The following is a 16,956-nucleotide window of genomic DNA, read 5'->3' as shown; positions in this document are numbered from 1 at the left end:
GGACTGCAGGAGCGAGCTTGGTCGGGGCGGCGATCCGACGGTGAACCCGAGAACGCTGCGGGGGTGTCACGCACACCGCGTTATCGTTTGCGACCATCGTCGGATCGCCGCCCGGAACAAGCTCGCTCCTACAGAGGAGTCGATGTAGGATACAAGGCCTTCATTCTAGACATTGCGCCGTCTGGCGCCTAGCTGCCCATGCCCATTCAGAATTCCCCGTACCAAGCCTTCGCCACCCTGCTGACTTCCAGCGGGCTTAACGTCTCTCCCGCTGAGCTGCACGGGCTGTTGCTCGGCCGTAGCTGCGCCGGTGCCGGCTTCAATGCCGACGAGTGGCTGATCGATGCCGCCGAGCTGCTGGAAAGCGAGCCTCAGGATAACGTCCGCAACGCCTTGATCGGCTTGCAGGAGATGGTCAAGGGCGAGCTCACCGGCGACGACGTTACCGTCGTTCTGCTGCTGCCGACTGATGACGAACCACTGGCTGACCGCGCCGCCGCGCTGGGCCAATGGTGCCAGGGTTTCCTCAGCGGTTTTGGCTTGAACTGCCGTGACAGCAGCATGCTGAGCACCGAAGCCACAGAAGTGTTACAGGATCTGGCAGCCATTTCCCAGGTGCAGGACGCCCTGGAAGAATCCGACGACGGCGAAAGCGATTACATGGAAGTGATGGAGTACCTGCGAGTAGCACCGCTGCTGCTGTTCTCCGAAACCAGGAAGCCGGATGCGCCGGCTGCCGCCAAGCCGTCACTGCATTAATCGTTTGCCAGGGAAAGCCATCTGCCCATGATTCATATCCCGAAATCGGAATACAGCCGTCGCCGCAAGGCCCTGATGGCGCAGATGGAGCCCAACAGCATTGCCATCCTGCCCGCTGCAGCGGTGGCCATTCGCAATCGTGACGTGGAGCACGTCTACCGTCAGGACAGCGACTTCCAGTACCTGAGCGGTTTTCCCGAGCCCCAGGCCGTGCTGGTGCTGATGCCTGGGCGGTCACATGGCGAGTACATTCTGTTCTGCCGTGAACGCAATGCCGAACGCGAGTTGTGGGACGGCCTGCGTGCGGGTCAGGAAGGCGCGATCCGCGACTTTGGCGCCGACGATGCGTTTCCCATTACCGACATCGACGACATCCTCCCGGGCCTGATCGAAGGGCGCGACCGGGTGTATTCGGCCATGGGCAGCAATCCGGAATTCGATCGGCACCTGATGGACTGGATCAATGTGATCCGCTCCAAGGCCCACCTGGGCGCCCAGCCGCCGAACGAATACGTTGCCCTGGATCATCTGCTGCACGACATGCGCCTGTATAAATCGGCGGCAGAAGTGAAGGTGATGCGCGAGGCCGCACGGATTTCCGCCCAGGCGCATATCCGTGCGATGCAGGCCAGTCGCCCAGGGCTATACGAATTCAGCCTGGAAGCCGAGCTGGACTACGAGTTCCGCAAAGGCGGGGCGAAGATGCCGGCTTACGGCTCGATCGTCGCCGCCGGGCGCAACACCTGCATCCTGCACTACCAGCAGAACGACGCGCTGCTCAAGGATGGCGATCTGGTGCTGATCGACGCCGGTTGCGAGATTGACTGCTACGCCAGCGACATCACCCGCACCTGGCCGGTGAATGGCAAGTATTCGGCTGAACAGAAGGCGATATATGAACTGGTGCTGGCTTCCCAGGAAGCCGCGTTCGCCGAAATAGCACCAAACAAACACTGGAATCAGGCGCACGAAGCTACGGTCCGGGTGATCACCTCGGGCCTGGTGGAGTTGGGTCTGCTGCAGGGCGATGTCGATGAGCTGATTGCCAGCGAAGCCTACAAGGCTTTCTACATGCACCGCGCCGGGCATTGGCTGGGCATGGATGTGCATGATGTCGGCGAGTACAAGGTTGGCGGCGAGTGGCGGGTGCTGGAAGTCGGCATGGCCCTGACGGTGGAACCGGGCATCTACATTGCCGCGGACAATCAGAAAGTTGCGAAAAAATGGCGCGGCATTGGCGTGCGCATCGAGGACGACGTGGTGGTGACCAAGACCGGTTGTGAAATCCTGACCAGAGGCGTACCGAAGACGGTCGCCGAGATCGAGGCCTTGATGGCTGCCGCACGGGCACAAGCGGCATGAGTCGGGCAAACCTGGCAATCATCGGGGGTGGCCTGGTCGGCGCCAGTCTGGCCTTGGCGTTGCAGGCAGGAGCCAAGGCCCGTGGCTGGAAGATCGTGCTGATCGAGCCCTTCGCGCCCGGCGACACCTACCAGCCAAGCTATCATGCGCGTTCCTCGGCGCTGTCCTACGGCGCCCGACAGATTTATCAACGGCTGGGCGTGTGGCAGGAGATTACCCGCCGCGCCGAGCCGATCAAGCAGATCCACGTCTCTGACCGCGGTCGCTTCTCTACCGCGCGCCTGTCGGCGATGGAGGAGGGCGTGCCGGCGCTGGGTTATGTGGTGGAGAACGCCTGGCTTGGCCAGTGCCTTTGGCAAGCGCTGGACAAGGACGTCATCACCTGGCGCTGCCCGGCTGAAGTCACCGCCATGGAGCCGCTGACCGATGGTTATCGCCTGACCCTCAACGATGAAACCACTTTGGAATGCGACCTCGCCGTGCTCGCTGATGGTGGTCGCTCCGGGCTTCGCGAGCAATTGGGCGTGGGCATCCGCAAGCGTCCGTACAACCAGAGCGCGCTGATTGCCAACATCACCCCGAGTGAATCCCATAACGGCGTGGCGTTCGAGCGTTTCACCGACGACGGCCCGATGGCATTGCTGCCATTGCCGGACAACCGCTGCGCCCTGGTCTGGACGCGCCAGGGTATGGACGCGCAGCGCCTGGCGGCGCTGGACGAGCGTGCATTCCTCAGTGAGCTGCAGGGTGTTTTCGGTTATCGCCTTGGCACCCTCAAGCAGGTCGGTGCGCGACATCTGTACCCTTTGACGCTGATTGAGGCCGAGGAACAGGTGCGTCCGCACCTGGCAATTCTCGGCAATGCGGCACATAGCCTGCACCCGATTGCCGGCCAGGGTTTCAACCTGTCGCTGCGTGATGCCCAGGCCCTGGCCGATGCGCTGCTGGCGAGCGCAAAAGCCCCCGGCGATTTCGCCACCCTGCAGGCTTACCGCGAGCGTCAGCGCCTGGATCAAAACTTGACGGTCGGCTTCTCGGACCAGGTCACTCGCTTGTTCGGCAGCACCCAGCCACTGGTTTCCCTGGGTCGCAATCTCGGCCTGCTGGGCCTGGACCTGCTGCCGCCGGCCAAGCGCTGGTTCGCCCGGCAGGCCATGGGACTGGGTACCCGTCCCGATGCTTGACTGGTTGAGCAAAAAATTTGGCAAGGCACGGCTGATGCGTTGGGCGATGACCCTGTACCCGCCGTACCTCGGTGCCGGCGTCCGCGTGCAGCACATCAGCGATGACTTTCGTGACGTGCGGGTGCGCATGGGGCTGGGCTGGTACAACCGCAATTATGTCGGGACCCAGTTCGGCGGCAGCCTGTATTCGATGGTCGATCCGTTTTTCATGTTGATGCTGATGGAGAACCTCGGTCACCGGTACATCGTCTGGGACAAGGCCGCCGATATCGATTTCATTGCGCCCGGCAAGGGCCCGGTATTCGCCCGCTTCACCATTGACGATACCTTGCTCGATGAGATCCGCCGGCAAACGGCCGATGGCAAAAAATACCTGCCGCAGTTGCAGGTCGATATTCATGACGGCGCCGGCCATTTGGTGGCGCGGGTCGGCAAAACCCTTTATGTGCGGCTCAAGCCGCAAGCGAGACAGGCATAAGCATGGAAATGCGCGCAGATCTGCTGATTGTCGGGGCCGGAATGGTCGGCAGTGCCCTGGCGCTGGCGTTACAGGGCAGCGGGCTGGAAGTGCTGCTGCTGGACGGCAGCCCCATGAGCGTCAAACCCTTCGACAACCAGGCGCCGTTCGAGCCGCGAGTGAGTGCCCTGTCGGCCGCCAGCCAGCGGATTCTGGAGCGTCTGGATGTTTGGGATGGCATCGCAAGCCGGCGCACCAGCCCCTACACCGACATGCACGTGTGGGACGGCAGTGGCACCGGGCAGATTCACTTCTCGGCGGCCAGTGTTCACGCCGAAGTGCTTGGGCACATTGTCGAAAACCGCGTGGTTCAGGATGCCTTGCTCGATCGCCTGCACGACTGTGACCTTGGCCTGCTGGCCAATGCACGCCTGGAACAGATGCGTCGTTCCGGGGATGACTGGCTGCTGACCCTGGCCGACGGTCGCACGTTGCGCGCACCCCTGGTGATCGCTGCCGATGGCGCCAATTCGGCGGTACGGCGCCTGACCGGCATGGCCACACGCGAGTGGGATTACCTGCACCACGCGATCGTCACCAGCGTGCGCAGCTCCAACTCACATCAGATGACCGCCTGGCAACGCTTCACCGACCATGGCCCCCTGGCCTTCCTGCCGTTGGAACGCGACGGTCAGCAGGATTGGTGCTCGATTGTGTGGTCGACCACCCCCGGCGAAGCCGAGCGGCTGATGGCGCTGGACGAACAAGGTTTCTGTCGCGAACTGGAGCGGGCCTTCGAAGGTCGACTCGGCACCGTGCTGGGTGCCGATCCACGCGTATGCGTGCCGTTACGCCAGCGCCATGCCAAACGCTATGTCGCTGAAGGCCTGGCATTGATTGGCGATGCAGCACACACCATTCACCCGCTGGCTGGCCAGGGCGTGAACCTGGGGTTCCTCGATGCAGCGGTACTGGCGGAGGTCCTGCTGCAAGCGCTCGAGCGCGGCGAGCGCCTGGCGGACCCTAAGGTTTTGAGCCGCTACGAGCGTCGGCGCATGCCCCACAACCTGGCGCTGATGGCGGCGATGGAAGGCTTTGAACGTTTGTTCCAGGCCGATCCATTGCCGGTGCGCTGGTTGCGCAATGCCGGGTTGAAGCTGGTGGACCAGATGCCCGAGGCGAAGGCGCTGTTCGTGCGCGAGGCGCTGGGGTTGACCGGGGATCTGCCGGCGCTGGCCAAGATCTGAACCTTTGGTTGGGGCGAAGGCCAAGATCTTGTAGGAGCTGCCGAAGGCTGCGATCTTTTGATCTTGAATGTGTTTGGTTCGCTGAAAAGCAAAAATCAAAAGATCGCAGCCTTCGGCAGCTCCTACAAGAGAGCGGGGTTGCTCGCGAGGGGTCGGCTCATTCAACAAAATCCCAAGCCATGCAACATCTGGTAACTCCTCCACCCACTCATCGATTGAGAAGGCGAATGTGAGTCCTTATCATTTCGCCTCACACTTCAATCGAGAGACTGCTCCCATGTTGGCACCGAAGCGTCTACTGACCGCACTCGCCCTGACCCTGATCGGCAGCACCATCGCCCAGGCTGCCGATGAGGTAGTGGTTTACTCGTCGCGTATCGACGAGCTGATCAAACCGGTTTTTGATGCCTACACCGCAAAAACCGGGGTGCAGGTCAAATTCATCACCGACAAGGAAGCGCCGCTGATGCAGCGGATCAAGGCCGAAGGCGAGAATGCCACGGCCGACCTGCTGCTCACCGTCGATGCCGGCAACCTCTGGCAAGCGGAGCAGATGGGCATCCTGCAACCGTTCACCTCCAAAGTGATCGACGCCAACATCCCCTTGCAGTACCGCTCCTCCGCTCACGCCTGGACCGGCCTGAGCCTGCGAGCGCGGACCATTGCCTATTCGACGACGCGAGTGAAACCCGGCGAGTTGACCACCTATGAAGGCCTGGCCGACAAGAACTGGGAAGGGCGCCTGTGCCTTCGCACGGCAAAAAAGGTCTACAACCAGTCCCTGACCGCGACCATGATCGAAGTCCATGGCGCCGACAAAACCGAGCAGATCCTCAAGGGCTGGGTGAACAACCTGTCCACCGATGTTTTCTCCGATGACATCGCCGTGCTGGAAGCGATCAACGCCGGCCAATGCGATGTGGGCATCGTCAACACCTACTACTACGGCCGCCTGCACAAGCAGAAGCCGGACCTGGCGGTAAAGCTGTTCTGGCCTAACCAGGGGGATCGCGGGGTGCACGTCAACTTGTCGGGTATCGGTCTGACCAAGCATGCGCCACACCCGGAGGCGGCCAAGGCGCTGGTGGAATGGATGACGACTCCTGAAGCGCAAAAAATCTTCGCCGACGTGAACCAGGAATTCCCGGCCAACCCGGCTGTGCCGCCGTCCGCTGAAGTGGCGAGCTGGGGCAAGTTTGTCGCCGACACCTTGCCGGTGGAAATTGCCGGCAAGCGTCAGGCGGAAGCGATCCGGATGATGGATCGGGCTGGCTGGAACTGAGTCTGGTTCTTTAAAGATCAAAAGATCGCAGCCTCCGGCAGCTCCTACAGGGTGTACATAATCCCAATGTAGGCGCTGCGGGAGGCTGCGATCTTTTTGCGTTTTCCCTACACTGCACGATTTTCCCGCGAGAGCGCTTCCTTGGCCCACCCCGCCCAACGCCGCTGGTATCCCCTGGTCTTCGCCATCGCTGCGCTGGTCCTGCTGCCCCTCAGTGTCTTGCTGTTGTCATGGAAGAGCATCGATTTTCAGATCTGGTCCCACCTCTGGGACACCCAGATGCCGCGGCTGCTGGGCAATACGCTGACCCTGGTGGTCGGCGTCGGGGTCGGCGTTACGTTGCTGGGCGTCAGCCTGGCCTGGCTCACCAGCCTCTGTGAGTTTCCCGGGCGTCGTTGGCTGGATTGGGCGCTGATGCTGCCGTTCGCGATCCCTGCGTACGTGCTGGCCTTTGTCTTCGTCGGGTTGCTGGATTTCGCCGGTCCCGTGCAAACCTTGCTGCGTGAATGGTTCGGCACCGGGCTGCGGCTGCCGCGAGTGCGCTCGACCGGTGGCGTTATCCTGGTTCTGGTGCTGGTGTTTTATCCCTACGTTTACCTGTTGGCGCGCACTGCGTTTCTGGCCCAGGGCAAAGGCTTGATGGAAGCCGCGCGCGTCCTTGGTCAGTCCCCGTGGCAGGCGTTCTGGCGGGTGGCACTGCCCATGGCTCGCCCGGCGATCGGCGCCGGCGTGGCGTTGGCCCTGATGGAGACCCTGGCGGATTTCGGGGCCGTGTCGGTGTTCAACTTCGATACGTTCACGACAGCTATCTACAAGACCTGGTATGGATTCTTCAGCCTGTCCACGGCGGCTCAGTTGGCCAGCCTGTTGCTGCTGGTAGTGATGGTGGTGCTGTACGGCGAGCGACGGGCCCGTGGCGCCAACCGGGCGAGCAACGAGCGGCCGCGGGTCAAGGCGCTTTATCACCTGCGCGGCTTCAAGGCGGTCGCCGCCATGAGTTGGTGCGGGCTGGTGTTCGCCTGCGCCTTCGTCATCCCCATGCTGCAACTGGTCGTGTGGTTTTGGCAGCGGGGGCGCCTGGACCTCGATGAGCGCTACGCCGGGCTGATCGTTCATACCCTGTATCTGGGCGCCATGGCTGCGTTGATTACCGTCAGCGTCGCGCTGGTGCTGGCATTCGCCCGCCGCCTGGCGCCGACCCGGGCAATTCGTTCCGGCGTAAGCCTGGCCAATCTGGGATACGCCTTGCCCGGGTCGGTTCTGGCGGTGTCGATCATGCTGGCATTCAGTTATCTGGATCGCGAACTGGTGATTCCGCTGTCCGGTTGGCTGGGCGGGGCGGGCAAGCCGCTGCTGCTGGGCAGCCTGTGTGCATTGTTGCTGGCCTACCTGGTGCGATTCATAGCCGTGGCCTACGGCCCCCTGGAAAGCAGCCTGGCGCGTATACGGCCATCTTTGCCCGAAGCGGCACGTAGCCTCGGCGTCAGTGGCCCGCGACTGTTTTTCAAGGTGTATCTGCCGTTATTGCTCCCGGGGACCTTGAGCGCTGCCTTGCTGGTATTCGTCGACGTGCTCAAGGAAATGCCCGCGACCCTGCTGATGCGCCCGTTTGGCTGGGACACGCTGGCGGTGCGGATCTTTGAAATGACCAGCGAGGGCGAGTGGGCGAGGGCTTCCTTGCCGGCGCTGACGCTGGTTATGGTGGGGCTGTTACCGGTCATCGGATTGATCAGACGCTCGGCGCATCGAAACGCCTAGGTGCCAGTCCTACACCTTGCAGCTACAATGCGCGGCATTCGGTGCGGCATGTCCTACAGCTCTGGTCGCTGAAATCGGCTCAAAGCCCTCTAATTCAAGGCTTTCAGCCCATGCAGAACTTGCCCGCACCTTCGCCACGCCCGGAAGGAGAAACCCATGGGACAGCGTACGCCTCTGTATGACCTTCATCTCGCCCTCGGCGCGAAGATGGTCGATTTTGGCGGTTGGGATATGCCCCTGCATTACGGCTCGCAGGTCGAGGAACACCACCAGGTGCGCCGCGATTGCGGGGTTTTCGATGTATCCCACATGACCGTGATCGATATCAGCGGCCCCCAGGCCAAGGCCTGGCTCCAGTATTTGCTGGCCAATGATGTCGAGCGACTGCACAGCCCCGGCCGTGCCTTGTACAGCACCATGCTCAACGAGCGGGGCGGCATCGTCGATGACATGTTGGTCTATCGACTCGATGACGGTTATCGGTTGGTGGTCAACGCTTCCACTCGCGACCAGGACCTGGCCTGGATGCAGGCGCATCTCGACGGGTTCGATGTGCAACTGGTTGAGCGCTCGGAACTGGCCATGCTGGCCATCCAGGGCCCCCAGGCTCGACACAAGATATGCGAACTCGTCTCCCAGTCCCGTGGCAACCTGATCCAGCTGCTCAAACCGTTTGAAGGTCGCAGCGATGGTGACTGGTTCATCGCCCGCACCGGCTATACCGGTGAAGACGGGCTGGAAATTGTCCTGCCCGCCAGTCAGGCGCCGGGCTTCTTCAACGACCTGGTTGGCGCGGGCATTTCGCCGATCGGCCTGGGTGCACGCGACACGTTGCGGGTTGAAGCCGGCATGAACCTTTACGGTCAGGACATCGATCAGGAGGTTTCGCCCCTGGTTTCGAACATGGCCTGGAGCATTGCCTGGGAACCGGCCAGTCGCCAGTTCGTCGGCCGCGCGGCCCTGGAAGCCGAGCGGGCCGGTGGCATTCAACACAAACTGGTCGGCCTGGTGCTGGAAGAGCGTGGGGTACTTCGCGCTCATCAGGTCGTTCGCATAGCCGATGTTGGCGAAGGAGAGATCACCAGTGGTAGTTTCTCTCCTACGCTTAGCAAGTCGATTGCACTGGCGCGCGTGCCGATGGCCACTGCCGACCGCGCCGAAGTGGAAATCCGTGGCAAGTGGTACCCGGTTCGAGTGGTCAAACCGACCTTCGTACGCCATGGCAAAACCTTGATCTAACTTTTTTGGCGGGCACTGACCGCTGATATTTATTCCCGAGGACACAGAAATGAGCAATATCCCTGCCGACCTGCGTTTTGCCGAAAGTCACGAATGGGCCCGTCTTGAAGCCGATGGCACCGTTACCGTGGGCATCAGCGACCACGCTCAGGAAGCCCTGGGTGACGTAGTGTTCGTCGAGCTGACTGAAGTCGGTAAAGTCTTCGCCGCTGAAGATCAGGCGGGGGTAGTCGAGTCGGTGAAGGCCGCTTCGGACATCTATTCCCCGATTGCCGGTGAAGTGATTGCAGTCAACGAAGAGCTGGGCGGTTCGCCCGAGTTGCTCAACACCGACCCGTACGGCGCTTGGATCTTCAAGCTCAAGCCAAGCAACGTGGCTGACCTGGACAAGCTGCTCGATGCCGGCGCCTACAAAGCCGCTATCGGCGAGTAAGCGTTCAGCACCTCCCCAAAGCCCCGACCTGTCGGGGCTTTTTTTCGATCTTTTGATCTTCGCGGGCACCGCGACGGTGCCTGCTATGCTGGTTTGACCGTGTTACATCGACGCCGAGCGCCACTCAAGAGAGAGCCCGTCATGTCCCAGTTGCCGTCCCTGAGCCAGTTACGCGACCCCAATGCCTTCCTTCGCCGGCACCTGGGCCCCGATGCCGCCGAGCAGCAAGCCATGCTCGACAGCCTGGGCATCGGTAGTCGTGTCGAGCTGATCGAGCAGACGGTGCCGCCGGGTATTCGCCTGAACCGTGCTCTTGATCTGCCCCCCGCACTCGACGAAGAAGCGGCGTTGGCCAAGCTGCGCGGTTATGCCCGGCAAAACCAGGTCTGGACCAGCCTGATCGGCATGGGCTATCACGGAACCCTCACGCCGCCGGTCATTTTGCGTAACGTCCTGGAAAATCCCGGTTGGTACACCGCCTACACCCCTTATCAGCCCGAGATCGCCCAAGGCCGACTGGAGGCACTGCTGAACTTCCAGCAGCTGACCATCGACCTTACCGGGCTGGAGCTGGCCAATGCCTCGCTGCTGGATGAAGCCACGGCGGCGGCGGAAGCCATGGCGCTGGCCAAGCGCGTGGCCAAGTCGCGAAGCAACCTGTTCTTCGTCGATGAAAACTGTCATCCGCAGACTATTTCGGTGGTGAAGACCCGCGCAGAAGGTTTCGGTTTCGAGCTGATCATCGACTCGGTGGACAACCTCAGGCAGCACCAGGTCTTCGGCGCGCTGCTGCAATATCCCGACACCCATGGCGAAATTCGCGATCTGCGCCCGCTGATTGATCACTTGCATGCACAGCAGGCGCTGGCCTGCGTCGCGACCGACCTGTTAAGCCTGCTGATGCTCACAGCGCCGGGAGAACTGGGGGCCGACGTGGTGTTCGGCTCGTCCCAGCGATTTGGCGTGCCCATGGGCTACGGCGGGCCCCATGCGGCATTCTTTGCCAGTCGCGAAGAGTACAAACGGGCGATTCCGGGGCGCATCATTGGTGTGTCCAAGGATGCGCGCGGTAACGTCGCCTTGCGCATGGCCCTGCAGACCCGCGAGCAACATATTCGCCGCGAAAAGGCCAACTCGAACATCTGCACCGCCCAGGTCCTGCTCGCCAACATTGCCAGCTGCTACGCGGTCTACCACGGGCCTGAAGGGCTCAAGCGCATCGCCCAAAGGGTTCATCGCCTGACCTGCATCCTGGCTGCGGGACTTGAGCGCCACGGCATCATCCGTCTCAATCAGCACTTCTTCGACACTCTGACCCTGGAGGTCGGCGGTACCCAGACGGCGATCATCGAAAGCGCCCGGGCGGCGCAGATCAACCTGCGCATCCTGGGGCGCGGGCAACTGGGTCTAAGCCTGGACGAAACCTGCGATGAAACTACCGTAGCCCGATTGTTCGATGTGTTCCTGGGTGCCGATCATGGGCTCATCGTCGAGGAAATGGACGCGCAAGCCCTGGCGAGCGGTATTCCAGAGGCGCTGCTCAGGACCTCTCCCTACTTGCGCCACCCGGTGTTTAACGCCCATCACAGCGAAACCGAAATGCTGCGCTACCTCAAGCAGCTGGAGAACAAGGACCTGGCGCTCAACCAGTCGATGATCCCGTTGGGCTCCTGCACCATGAAGCTCAACGCTACCAGTGAAATGATCCCCATCACCTGGCCCGAGTTCGCCAACCTGCATCCCTTCGTGCCGAGGGAGCAGGCGGCGGGATATACGTTGATGATCGAGGAGCTGGAGCGCTGGCTCTGCGCGATCACCGGATTCGACGCTATTTGCATGCAGCCCAATTCCGGTGCCCAAGGCGAATACGCCGGGCTACTGGCGATTCGCAAATACCATGAGAGCCGGCAGCAGGGCGCGCGGGATATCTGCCTGATTCCCTCTTCGGCCCACGGTACCAATCCTGCTTCGGCGCAGATGGCCGGGATGCGCGTGGTAATCGTCGAGTGCGACGAGGCAGGTAATGTCGATCTCGACGACCTGAAAGACAAGGCCGCCGCCGCAGGGGACAAACTCGCCTGCCTGATGGCGACGTATCCTTCAACGCATGGTGTGTACGAGGAGGGGATCAGCGAAATCTGCGAAGTTGTCCACAGCCAGGGTGGCCAGGTGTACATGGACGGCGCCAACCTGAACGCCCAGGTCGGGCTGGCGCGCCCGGCCGACATTGGTGCGGACGTCTCGCACATGAACCTGCACAAGACCTTTTGCATTCCCCACGGCGGGGGCGGGCCTGGCATGGGGCCGATCGGCGTGCGGGCGCACCTGGCGCCGTTCGTGGCCAATCACCCCGTCGTGCCGATTGACGGGCCGCTGCCACAGAATGACGCCGTGAGTGCCGCTCCCTGGGGCAGCGCGAGCATTCTGCCGATCAGCTGGATGTATATCGCGATGATGGGGCCACAGTTGGCGGATGCCAGCGAGGTGGCGATTTTAGCGGCCAACTACCTGGCACAACATCTGTCCGGGGCTTTTCCTGTGCTCTACACCGGGCGCAACGACCGGGTTGCGCATGAATGCATTCTCGACTTGCGCCCCTTGAAAGCGTTGACCGGGATCAGTGAGGAGGACGTTGCCAAGCGTTTGATGGACTACGGTTTTCATGCCCCGACCATGTCGTTTCCGGTGCCCGGGACCTTGATGGTGGAGCCTACCGAAAGCGAATCGAAAGCGGAGCTGGACCGCTTTATCGGTGCGATGCTCAGCATTCGCGCGGAAATCACCGAGGTACAGAACGGCAACTGGCCAGCTGAAGACAACCCGCTCAAGGGCGCGCCACATACGTTGGCCGATATCACCGGGGTTTGGGAGCGGCCCTATAGTATCGAGCAGGCGGTGACGCCGGATGCCCATACCAAGGCGCACAAATACTGGCCGGCGGTGAATCGGGTGGACAATGTGTACGGCGACCGCAACCTGTTTTGCGCGTGCGTGCCGGTGGATGATTACCGCTGATAGACCCTTGGCACATGGGGCATCACAGAGGAATGTCACGGGGGACGCAGAGGTTATGTCAGGCAAAAAAATGCCGCTCATGGGAGCGGCATTTTGTTCAGCCAACAGGCTTATTCCGAGGCAATGGCATTCTTCGCCAAAATCGCATTCGCCAGTTCCATGTCCGTGGCCTGCAGGCCAGGATTGTCGGCGCGGACTTTCTGCATGGCGGCTTCCAGGTACGGGCCGCGGATGCCGCCGTCGCTGGCGACGAAGCTACCTGCGTCATCTTGAGCCGCGACAACCAGCTTGTGATCCTTGAACGTCAGGTAAGTCGAACCGGTGGTGGCGCCGGACGAGATGACGTTACGCCAAAAGCTGTCGGCCATCGCCGATCCGACTGGAAGGGACAGCAAGGCGAGGGTAGCGACAGCAAACTTGAAACGCATGATGGGTGACTCCGCTGGATTAACTACCCCGTTTGATCGCCAATCTGGCAATCCAGTTCCGTGGTGGCTCACTCGGTAGGTTCAACCAGCAGGATCGCCCCTTGCTGCCCCGTCACCCGCACCCGACTGCCGGGGGCCGCATCGGGTCCGCGGGCCATCCACACGCCGTCGGCCACCTTGATCTTGCCGCGTCCGTCGACGATCGCTTCGTGCACGACAAAGGTCCTGCCGATCAACTCCTGCCCTCGCAAGTTGAGGTTCGGCTCGTCACTCTGGCGTACTGCGCTGCGCTGGCGTCGCCACCAGTACAGCGCCGTGGCGATCGAGAACAAGCCGAACAGCAGGAACTGCACCTCCCAGGACATCCCCGGTAGCAGGAAGGTCAGCACGCCAACAGCCGCGGCGGCCATGCCGATCCACAGCAGATAGCCGCCGGCTCCGAACACTTCAAGAATCAGCAGCAGCGTGCCGACGGCAAGCCAGTCCCAGAACGACAGATTTTGCAGGAATGCCCACATGGTATGCCTCAGGCCTTCTTGTTATCGAACGTCGCCTTGACGATTTCGCCGATGCCACCGACCGCACCGATCATCGAACTGGCCTCAAGCGGCATCAGGATCACTTTGCTGTTGTTGGCCGAGGCCAGCTTGCCCAGCGCATCGATGTACTTCTGCGCGACGAAGTAATTGACCGCCTGCACGTTGCCGCCGGCGATCGCTTCGGACACCACCTTGGTGGCCTGGGCTTCGGCTTCGGCTTGACGCTCCCGGGCTTCCGCTTCGAGGAATGCGGCCTGGCGACCACCCTCGGCTTCGAGGATCTGCGCCTGCTTCTTGCCTTCGGCCGTCAGGATCGCTGCGGCACGCAGGCCTTCGGCTTCGAGGATCTGGGCGCGCTTGATCCGCTCGGCCTTCATCTGCCCGGACATCGCGGCCATCAGGTCGGCGGGTGGGCTGATGTCCTTGATTTCGATTCGGGTGATCTTGATGCCCCACGGTGCAGTCGCCTCATCGACGGTGCGCAGCAGTTTTTCGTTGATCCCGTCACGCTGGCTGAGCATCGCATCCAGCTCCATGGAGCCAAGGACGGTACGGATGTTGGTCTGCAGGAGGTTGCGAATCGCGTGTTCGAGGTTGTTGACCTCATAGGCCGCCTGCGCCGTATTGACCACCTGGAAGAAGCACACCGCATCGATCTGCACCGTGGCATTGTCGGCGGTGATGACTTCCTGCGGCGGAATATCCAGCACGCTTTCCATCACGTTGATTTTGCGGCCGATGCGGTCCATGACCGGAATGATGATGTTCAGGCCGGGCTTGAGGGTGTTGGTGTAACGGCCGAATCGTTCGACCGTCCATTGGTAACCCTGGGGCACGACTTTGAAACCCATGAAAAGAATGGCGACCACCAGGCCGACAAAAAGCAGGAGCACGGTACCGATCTGCATAACAATTCCCTGTTGAGTGCATCAATGAATTCTCGACCGCAGAAGTGTAGCGGTGCAGGTCATGGATATGAACCGGAACCGGGCCCTCGCATCATCAAGAGACACAAAAGGATTACTTCTGCTCGCTCTGTGGCGTGACCCGCAGCACCTCTTCGATGGTCGTCAGCCCCGCCGCGACCTTCTGTGCCCCGGATAATCGCAGGCTGCGCATGCCTTCCTTGAAGGCCTGCCTGCGCACCGCCAGCAAGTCGGTATCGGGACTGATCAGCGCCTTGATTCCGTCGGTCAGCTGCATGATTTCATACACGCCCGCACGTCCGCGGTAGCCGGTGTCACGACACTCCAGGCAACCGATGGCGCGCTGTGCGTTACCTGGCAGCGGTGCCTGCCATGGTCTGGTCAGGGTTTGCCAGTCTTCTTCGCCCAGGGCCAGCGGCGCCTTGCAATGCGGACAAAGGGTGCGTACCAGGCGCTGGGCCATGACGCCGAGCACCGTGGCCTTGATCAGGTAGTGCGGCACGCCCAGTTCCAGCAGGCGGCTGATGGCACTGGGTGCATCGTTGGTATGCAGCGTCGACAGCACAAGGTGGCCGGTGAGCGCCGCCTGGATCGCCATTTCAGCGGTCTCGAGGTCGCGGATCTCGCCAATCATGATGATGTCCGGGTCTTGCCTCATCAGCGCGCGCACGCCGGCGGCAAAGGTCAGGTCGATGTTGTGCTGGACCTGCATCTGGTTGAACGCCGGCTCGACCATTTCGATCGGGTCCTCGATGGTGCACAGGTTAACCTCGGGCGTCGCCAGCTTCTTGAGGGTGGTATAGAGCGTGGTGGTCTTGCCGGAACCGGTCGGCCCGGTGACCAGGATGATGCCGTTGGGCTGGCGGGTCATGTCCTGCCAGCGGCGCAGGTCTTCGGCGGAAAAACCCAGCTGATCGAAGTCCTTGAGCAGCACTTCCGGGTCGAAAATCCGCATGACCATTTTTTCGCCGAACGCCGTCGGCAACGTCGACAGGCGCAGCTCGACCTCACCCCCATCCGGGGTCTTGGTTTTCACTCGGCCGTCCTGGGGTTTGCGTTTTTCCGCAACGTTCATCCGGCCCAGGCTTTTCAGGCGGCTGACGATTGCCATGGTCACCTGCGGCGGGAATTGATAGACGTTGTGCAGCACACCGTCGATGCGAAAGCGCACGGTGCCCTGCTCACGCCGCGGCTCGATATGAATATCGCTGGCGCGCTGCTGGAAGGCGTATTGGAACAGCCAGTCGACGATGTTGACGATGTGCGCGTCGTTGGCGTCCGGTTCCTGGTCGCTGGCGCCGAGGTTGAGCAACTGTTCGAAGTTGCCCATGGAATTGATCTGTTGATCACCGGTGGTCGCGCCGCTGACTGATTTGGCCAGGCGGAAAAACTCCACGCTGAAGCGCTGGATGTCCACCGGGTTGGCCACCACCCGTTTGATCGGCAGCTTCAGGACATGGGTCAGGTCGGCTTCCCAGCCGTTGACGTACGGCTGGGCGCTGGCCACGGTAACGGCGTCGCGGTCGACCGAGACGGCAAGAATCTTGTGGCGCTGGGCGAACGCGTAGGACATCAGCGGCGTGATGGCCGCAACATTGATCTTCAGCGGATCGATGCGCAGGTAGGGTTGGCCGGCCTGCTGCGACAGCCACAGGGTCAGGCTTTCCAGGTCGAGATGTTTGCCGGGGCGGCTGAGGTCATCGAGATGCTGGCCGGCGATGAACTCCAGTGGGTGCAGTTGGCCATTAGCCGCGTGGCGCCGCCTGGCATTGAGTGCGAGTTCGGCCGAGTCCTGGCTGATAAAGCCTTGGGCGACCAGTTCGCGCAGCAAATCATTGAGATCCAGCCAGCGGTCCTGAATGGCGAGTTGAACGGACATGCGGGCTCCTCATGAACAACAGTGCGCAAAGGATAGACGCGCAGCCGCCAATCGTTGGGCCACTACCCGACGAAGCCGTATCGAGGGGTTTCAGCCTGTCGCTTGAGCCGCGATATTCCAGGAGGAATCGGCGTTTTGCAGATCGACCGAGCAGACGCTGATCAGATTACGCAATTTTTCCGCTATCACCTCGGCACGATGCCAGCTCAAGCCATCAATGACGATATGCATCGACAACAAATCGTCGCTGCGCTGCACATTGACCTGGTGCGGGGTGAGGCATTGCAGGGCAAACAGATTGAGCGCGCGACACAGCAGGTCGGGTTCGGCCTCGGCCAGCAACTGGTAGTGCACCCGGCAATGGGCGGTATGGACGTTCCAGACATCGGGGCGCAAGTGTGGACTTTTTACGGCTTCGAGGTGAGGCATGGGGCAGGCTCCAGGATCA

At 61.6% G+C, this 16,956-nt stretch carries 15 protein-coding genes; 10 read left to right on the top strand and 5 right to left on the bottom strand.

Going from position 1 to position 16,956, the window contains the following annotated elements; genetic code table 11:
- Positions 1-198: 198 nt before the first annotated feature.
- The 10 genes from AAEZ05_RS01545 to gcvP all read left to right on the top strand — a co-directional run bounded on the left by AAEZ05_RS01545 (position 199) and on the right by gcvP (position 12,736).
- On the top strand, positions 199-759 hold the full coding sequence (locus tag AAEZ05_RS01545; RefSeq protein ID WP_350646473.1) for a YecA/YgfB family protein: 561 nt from the start codon (positions 199-201) through the stop codon (positions 757-759).
- A gap of 27 nt (positions 760-786) precedes the next feature.
- A complete protein-coding gene (gene pepP / locus AAEZ05_RS01540; RefSeq protein WP_045059648.1) occupies positions 787-2,121 on the top strand; it encodes a Xaa-Pro aminopeptidase in 1,335 nt (444 codons plus the stop codon).
- Complete coding sequence (ubiH, locus tag AAEZ05_RS01535) at positions 2,118-3,305, top strand: 2-octaprenyl-6-methoxyphenyl hydroxylase (RefSeq protein ID WP_350646472.1); 1,188 nt, start codon at positions 2,118-2,120, stop codon at positions 3,303-3,305. Before pepP ends, ubiH begins: the two co-directional genes overlap by 4 nt.
- The gene (locus AAEZ05_RS01530) at positions 3,298-3,783 is read left to right on the top strand and encodes a DUF4442 domain-containing protein (RefSeq protein ID WP_205893147.1); all 486 of its coding nucleotides are present in this window, start codon (positions 3,298-3,300) and stop codon (positions 3,781-3,783) included. The genes ubiH and AAEZ05_RS01530 overlap by 8 nt, the downstream gene beginning before the upstream one ends.
- An 8-nt stretch (positions 3,784-3,791) precedes the next feature.
- Positions 3,792-5,009, top strand: a complete 1,218-nt coding sequence (locus AAEZ05_RS01525) for a 2-octaprenyl-3-methyl-6-methoxy-1,4-benzoquinol hydroxylase (RefSeq protein ID WP_205893152.1) — start codon at positions 3,792-3,794, stop codon at positions 5,007-5,009.
- 277 nt (positions 5,010-5,286) lie between these two features.
- Positions 5,287-6,291, top strand: coding sequence for an extracellular solute-binding protein (locus AAEZ05_RS01520; RefSeq protein ID WP_045059644.1), 1,005 nt, complete (start codon positions 5,287-5,289; stop codon positions 6,289-6,291).
- Between the two features lie 141 nt (positions 6,292-6,432).
- Positions 6,433-8,049 carry an ABC transporter permease gene (locus AAEZ05_RS01515; protein WP_350646471.1) on the top strand — a complete coding sequence of 539 codons (1,617 nt, stop codon included), beginning with the start codon at positions 6,433-6,435 and terminating at the stop codon, positions 8,047-8,049.
- A gap of 156 nt (positions 8,050-8,205) precedes the next feature.
- Complete coding sequence (gcvT, locus tag AAEZ05_RS01510; protein ID WP_350646470.1) at positions 8,206-9,288, top strand: glycine cleavage system aminomethyltransferase GcvT; 1,083 nt, start codon at positions 8,206-8,208, stop codon at positions 9,286-9,288.
- Positions 9,289-9,337: 49 nt separating this feature from the next.
- Positions 9,338-9,721, top strand: a complete 384-nt coding sequence (gene gcvH, locus AAEZ05_RS01505) for a glycine cleavage system protein GcvH (RefSeq protein ID WP_045059641.1) — start codon at positions 9,338-9,340, stop codon at positions 9,719-9,721.
- 141 nt (positions 9,722-9,862) lie between these two features.
- Positions 9,863-12,736 carry an aminomethyl-transferring glycine dehydrogenase gene (gene gcvP / locus AAEZ05_RS01500; protein ID WP_205893145.1) on the top strand — a complete coding sequence of 958 codons (2,874 nt, stop codon included), beginning with the start codon at positions 9,863-9,865 and terminating at the stop codon, positions 12,734-12,736.
- A gap of 110 nt (positions 12,737-12,846) precedes the next feature.
- Here the strand turns inward: gcvP and AAEZ05_RS01495 are convergent, their stop codons facing one another.
- The 5 genes from AAEZ05_RS01495 to AAEZ05_RS01475 all read right to left on the bottom strand — a co-directional run bounded on the left by AAEZ05_RS01495 (position 12,847) and on the right by AAEZ05_RS01475 (position 16,937).
- Entirely contained in the window at positions 12,847-13,164 is a 318-nt protein-coding gene (locus AAEZ05_RS01495) for a DUF2388 domain-containing protein (RefSeq protein WP_205893144.1), read from the bottom strand.
- A 68-nt stretch (positions 13,165-13,232) separates the two neighbouring features.
- Entirely contained in the window at positions 13,233-13,682 is a 450-nt protein-coding gene (locus AAEZ05_RS01490) for an NfeD family protein (protein WP_205893143.1), read from the bottom strand.
- A gap of 8 nt (positions 13,683-13,690) precedes the next feature.
- Positions 13,691-14,611 carry an SPFH domain-containing protein gene (locus AAEZ05_RS01485; protein WP_045059637.1) on the bottom strand — a complete coding sequence of 307 codons (921 nt, stop codon included), beginning with the start codon at positions 14,609-14,611 and terminating at the stop codon, positions 13,691-13,693.
- Positions 14,612-14,723: 112 nt separating this feature from the next.
- A complete protein-coding gene (gene tfpB, locus AAEZ05_RS01480) occupies positions 14,724-16,508 on the bottom strand; it encodes a type IV pilus assembly ATPase TfpB (protein WP_045059636.1) in 1,785 nt (594 codons plus the stop codon).
- Positions 16,509-16,598: 90 nt separating this feature from the next.
- Positions 16,599-16,937: an ACT-like domain-containing protein gene (locus AAEZ05_RS01475; protein WP_045059635.1), complete on the bottom strand. Its 339-nt coding sequence runs from the start codon at positions 16,935-16,937 to the stop codon at positions 16,599-16,601.
- Positions 16,938-16,956 lie beyond the last annotated feature (19 nt).

The organism is Pseudomonas sp. HY13-MNA-CIBAN-0226, assembly GCF_040310305.1.
GTDB lineage: Bacteria > Pseudomonadota > Gammaproteobacteria > Pseudomonadales > Pseudomonadaceae > Aquipseudomonas > Aquipseudomonas gregormendelii.
Note: the sequence above shows the minus strand (reverse complement) of the source record. Positions and strands in the feature narration are given on the sequence as shown.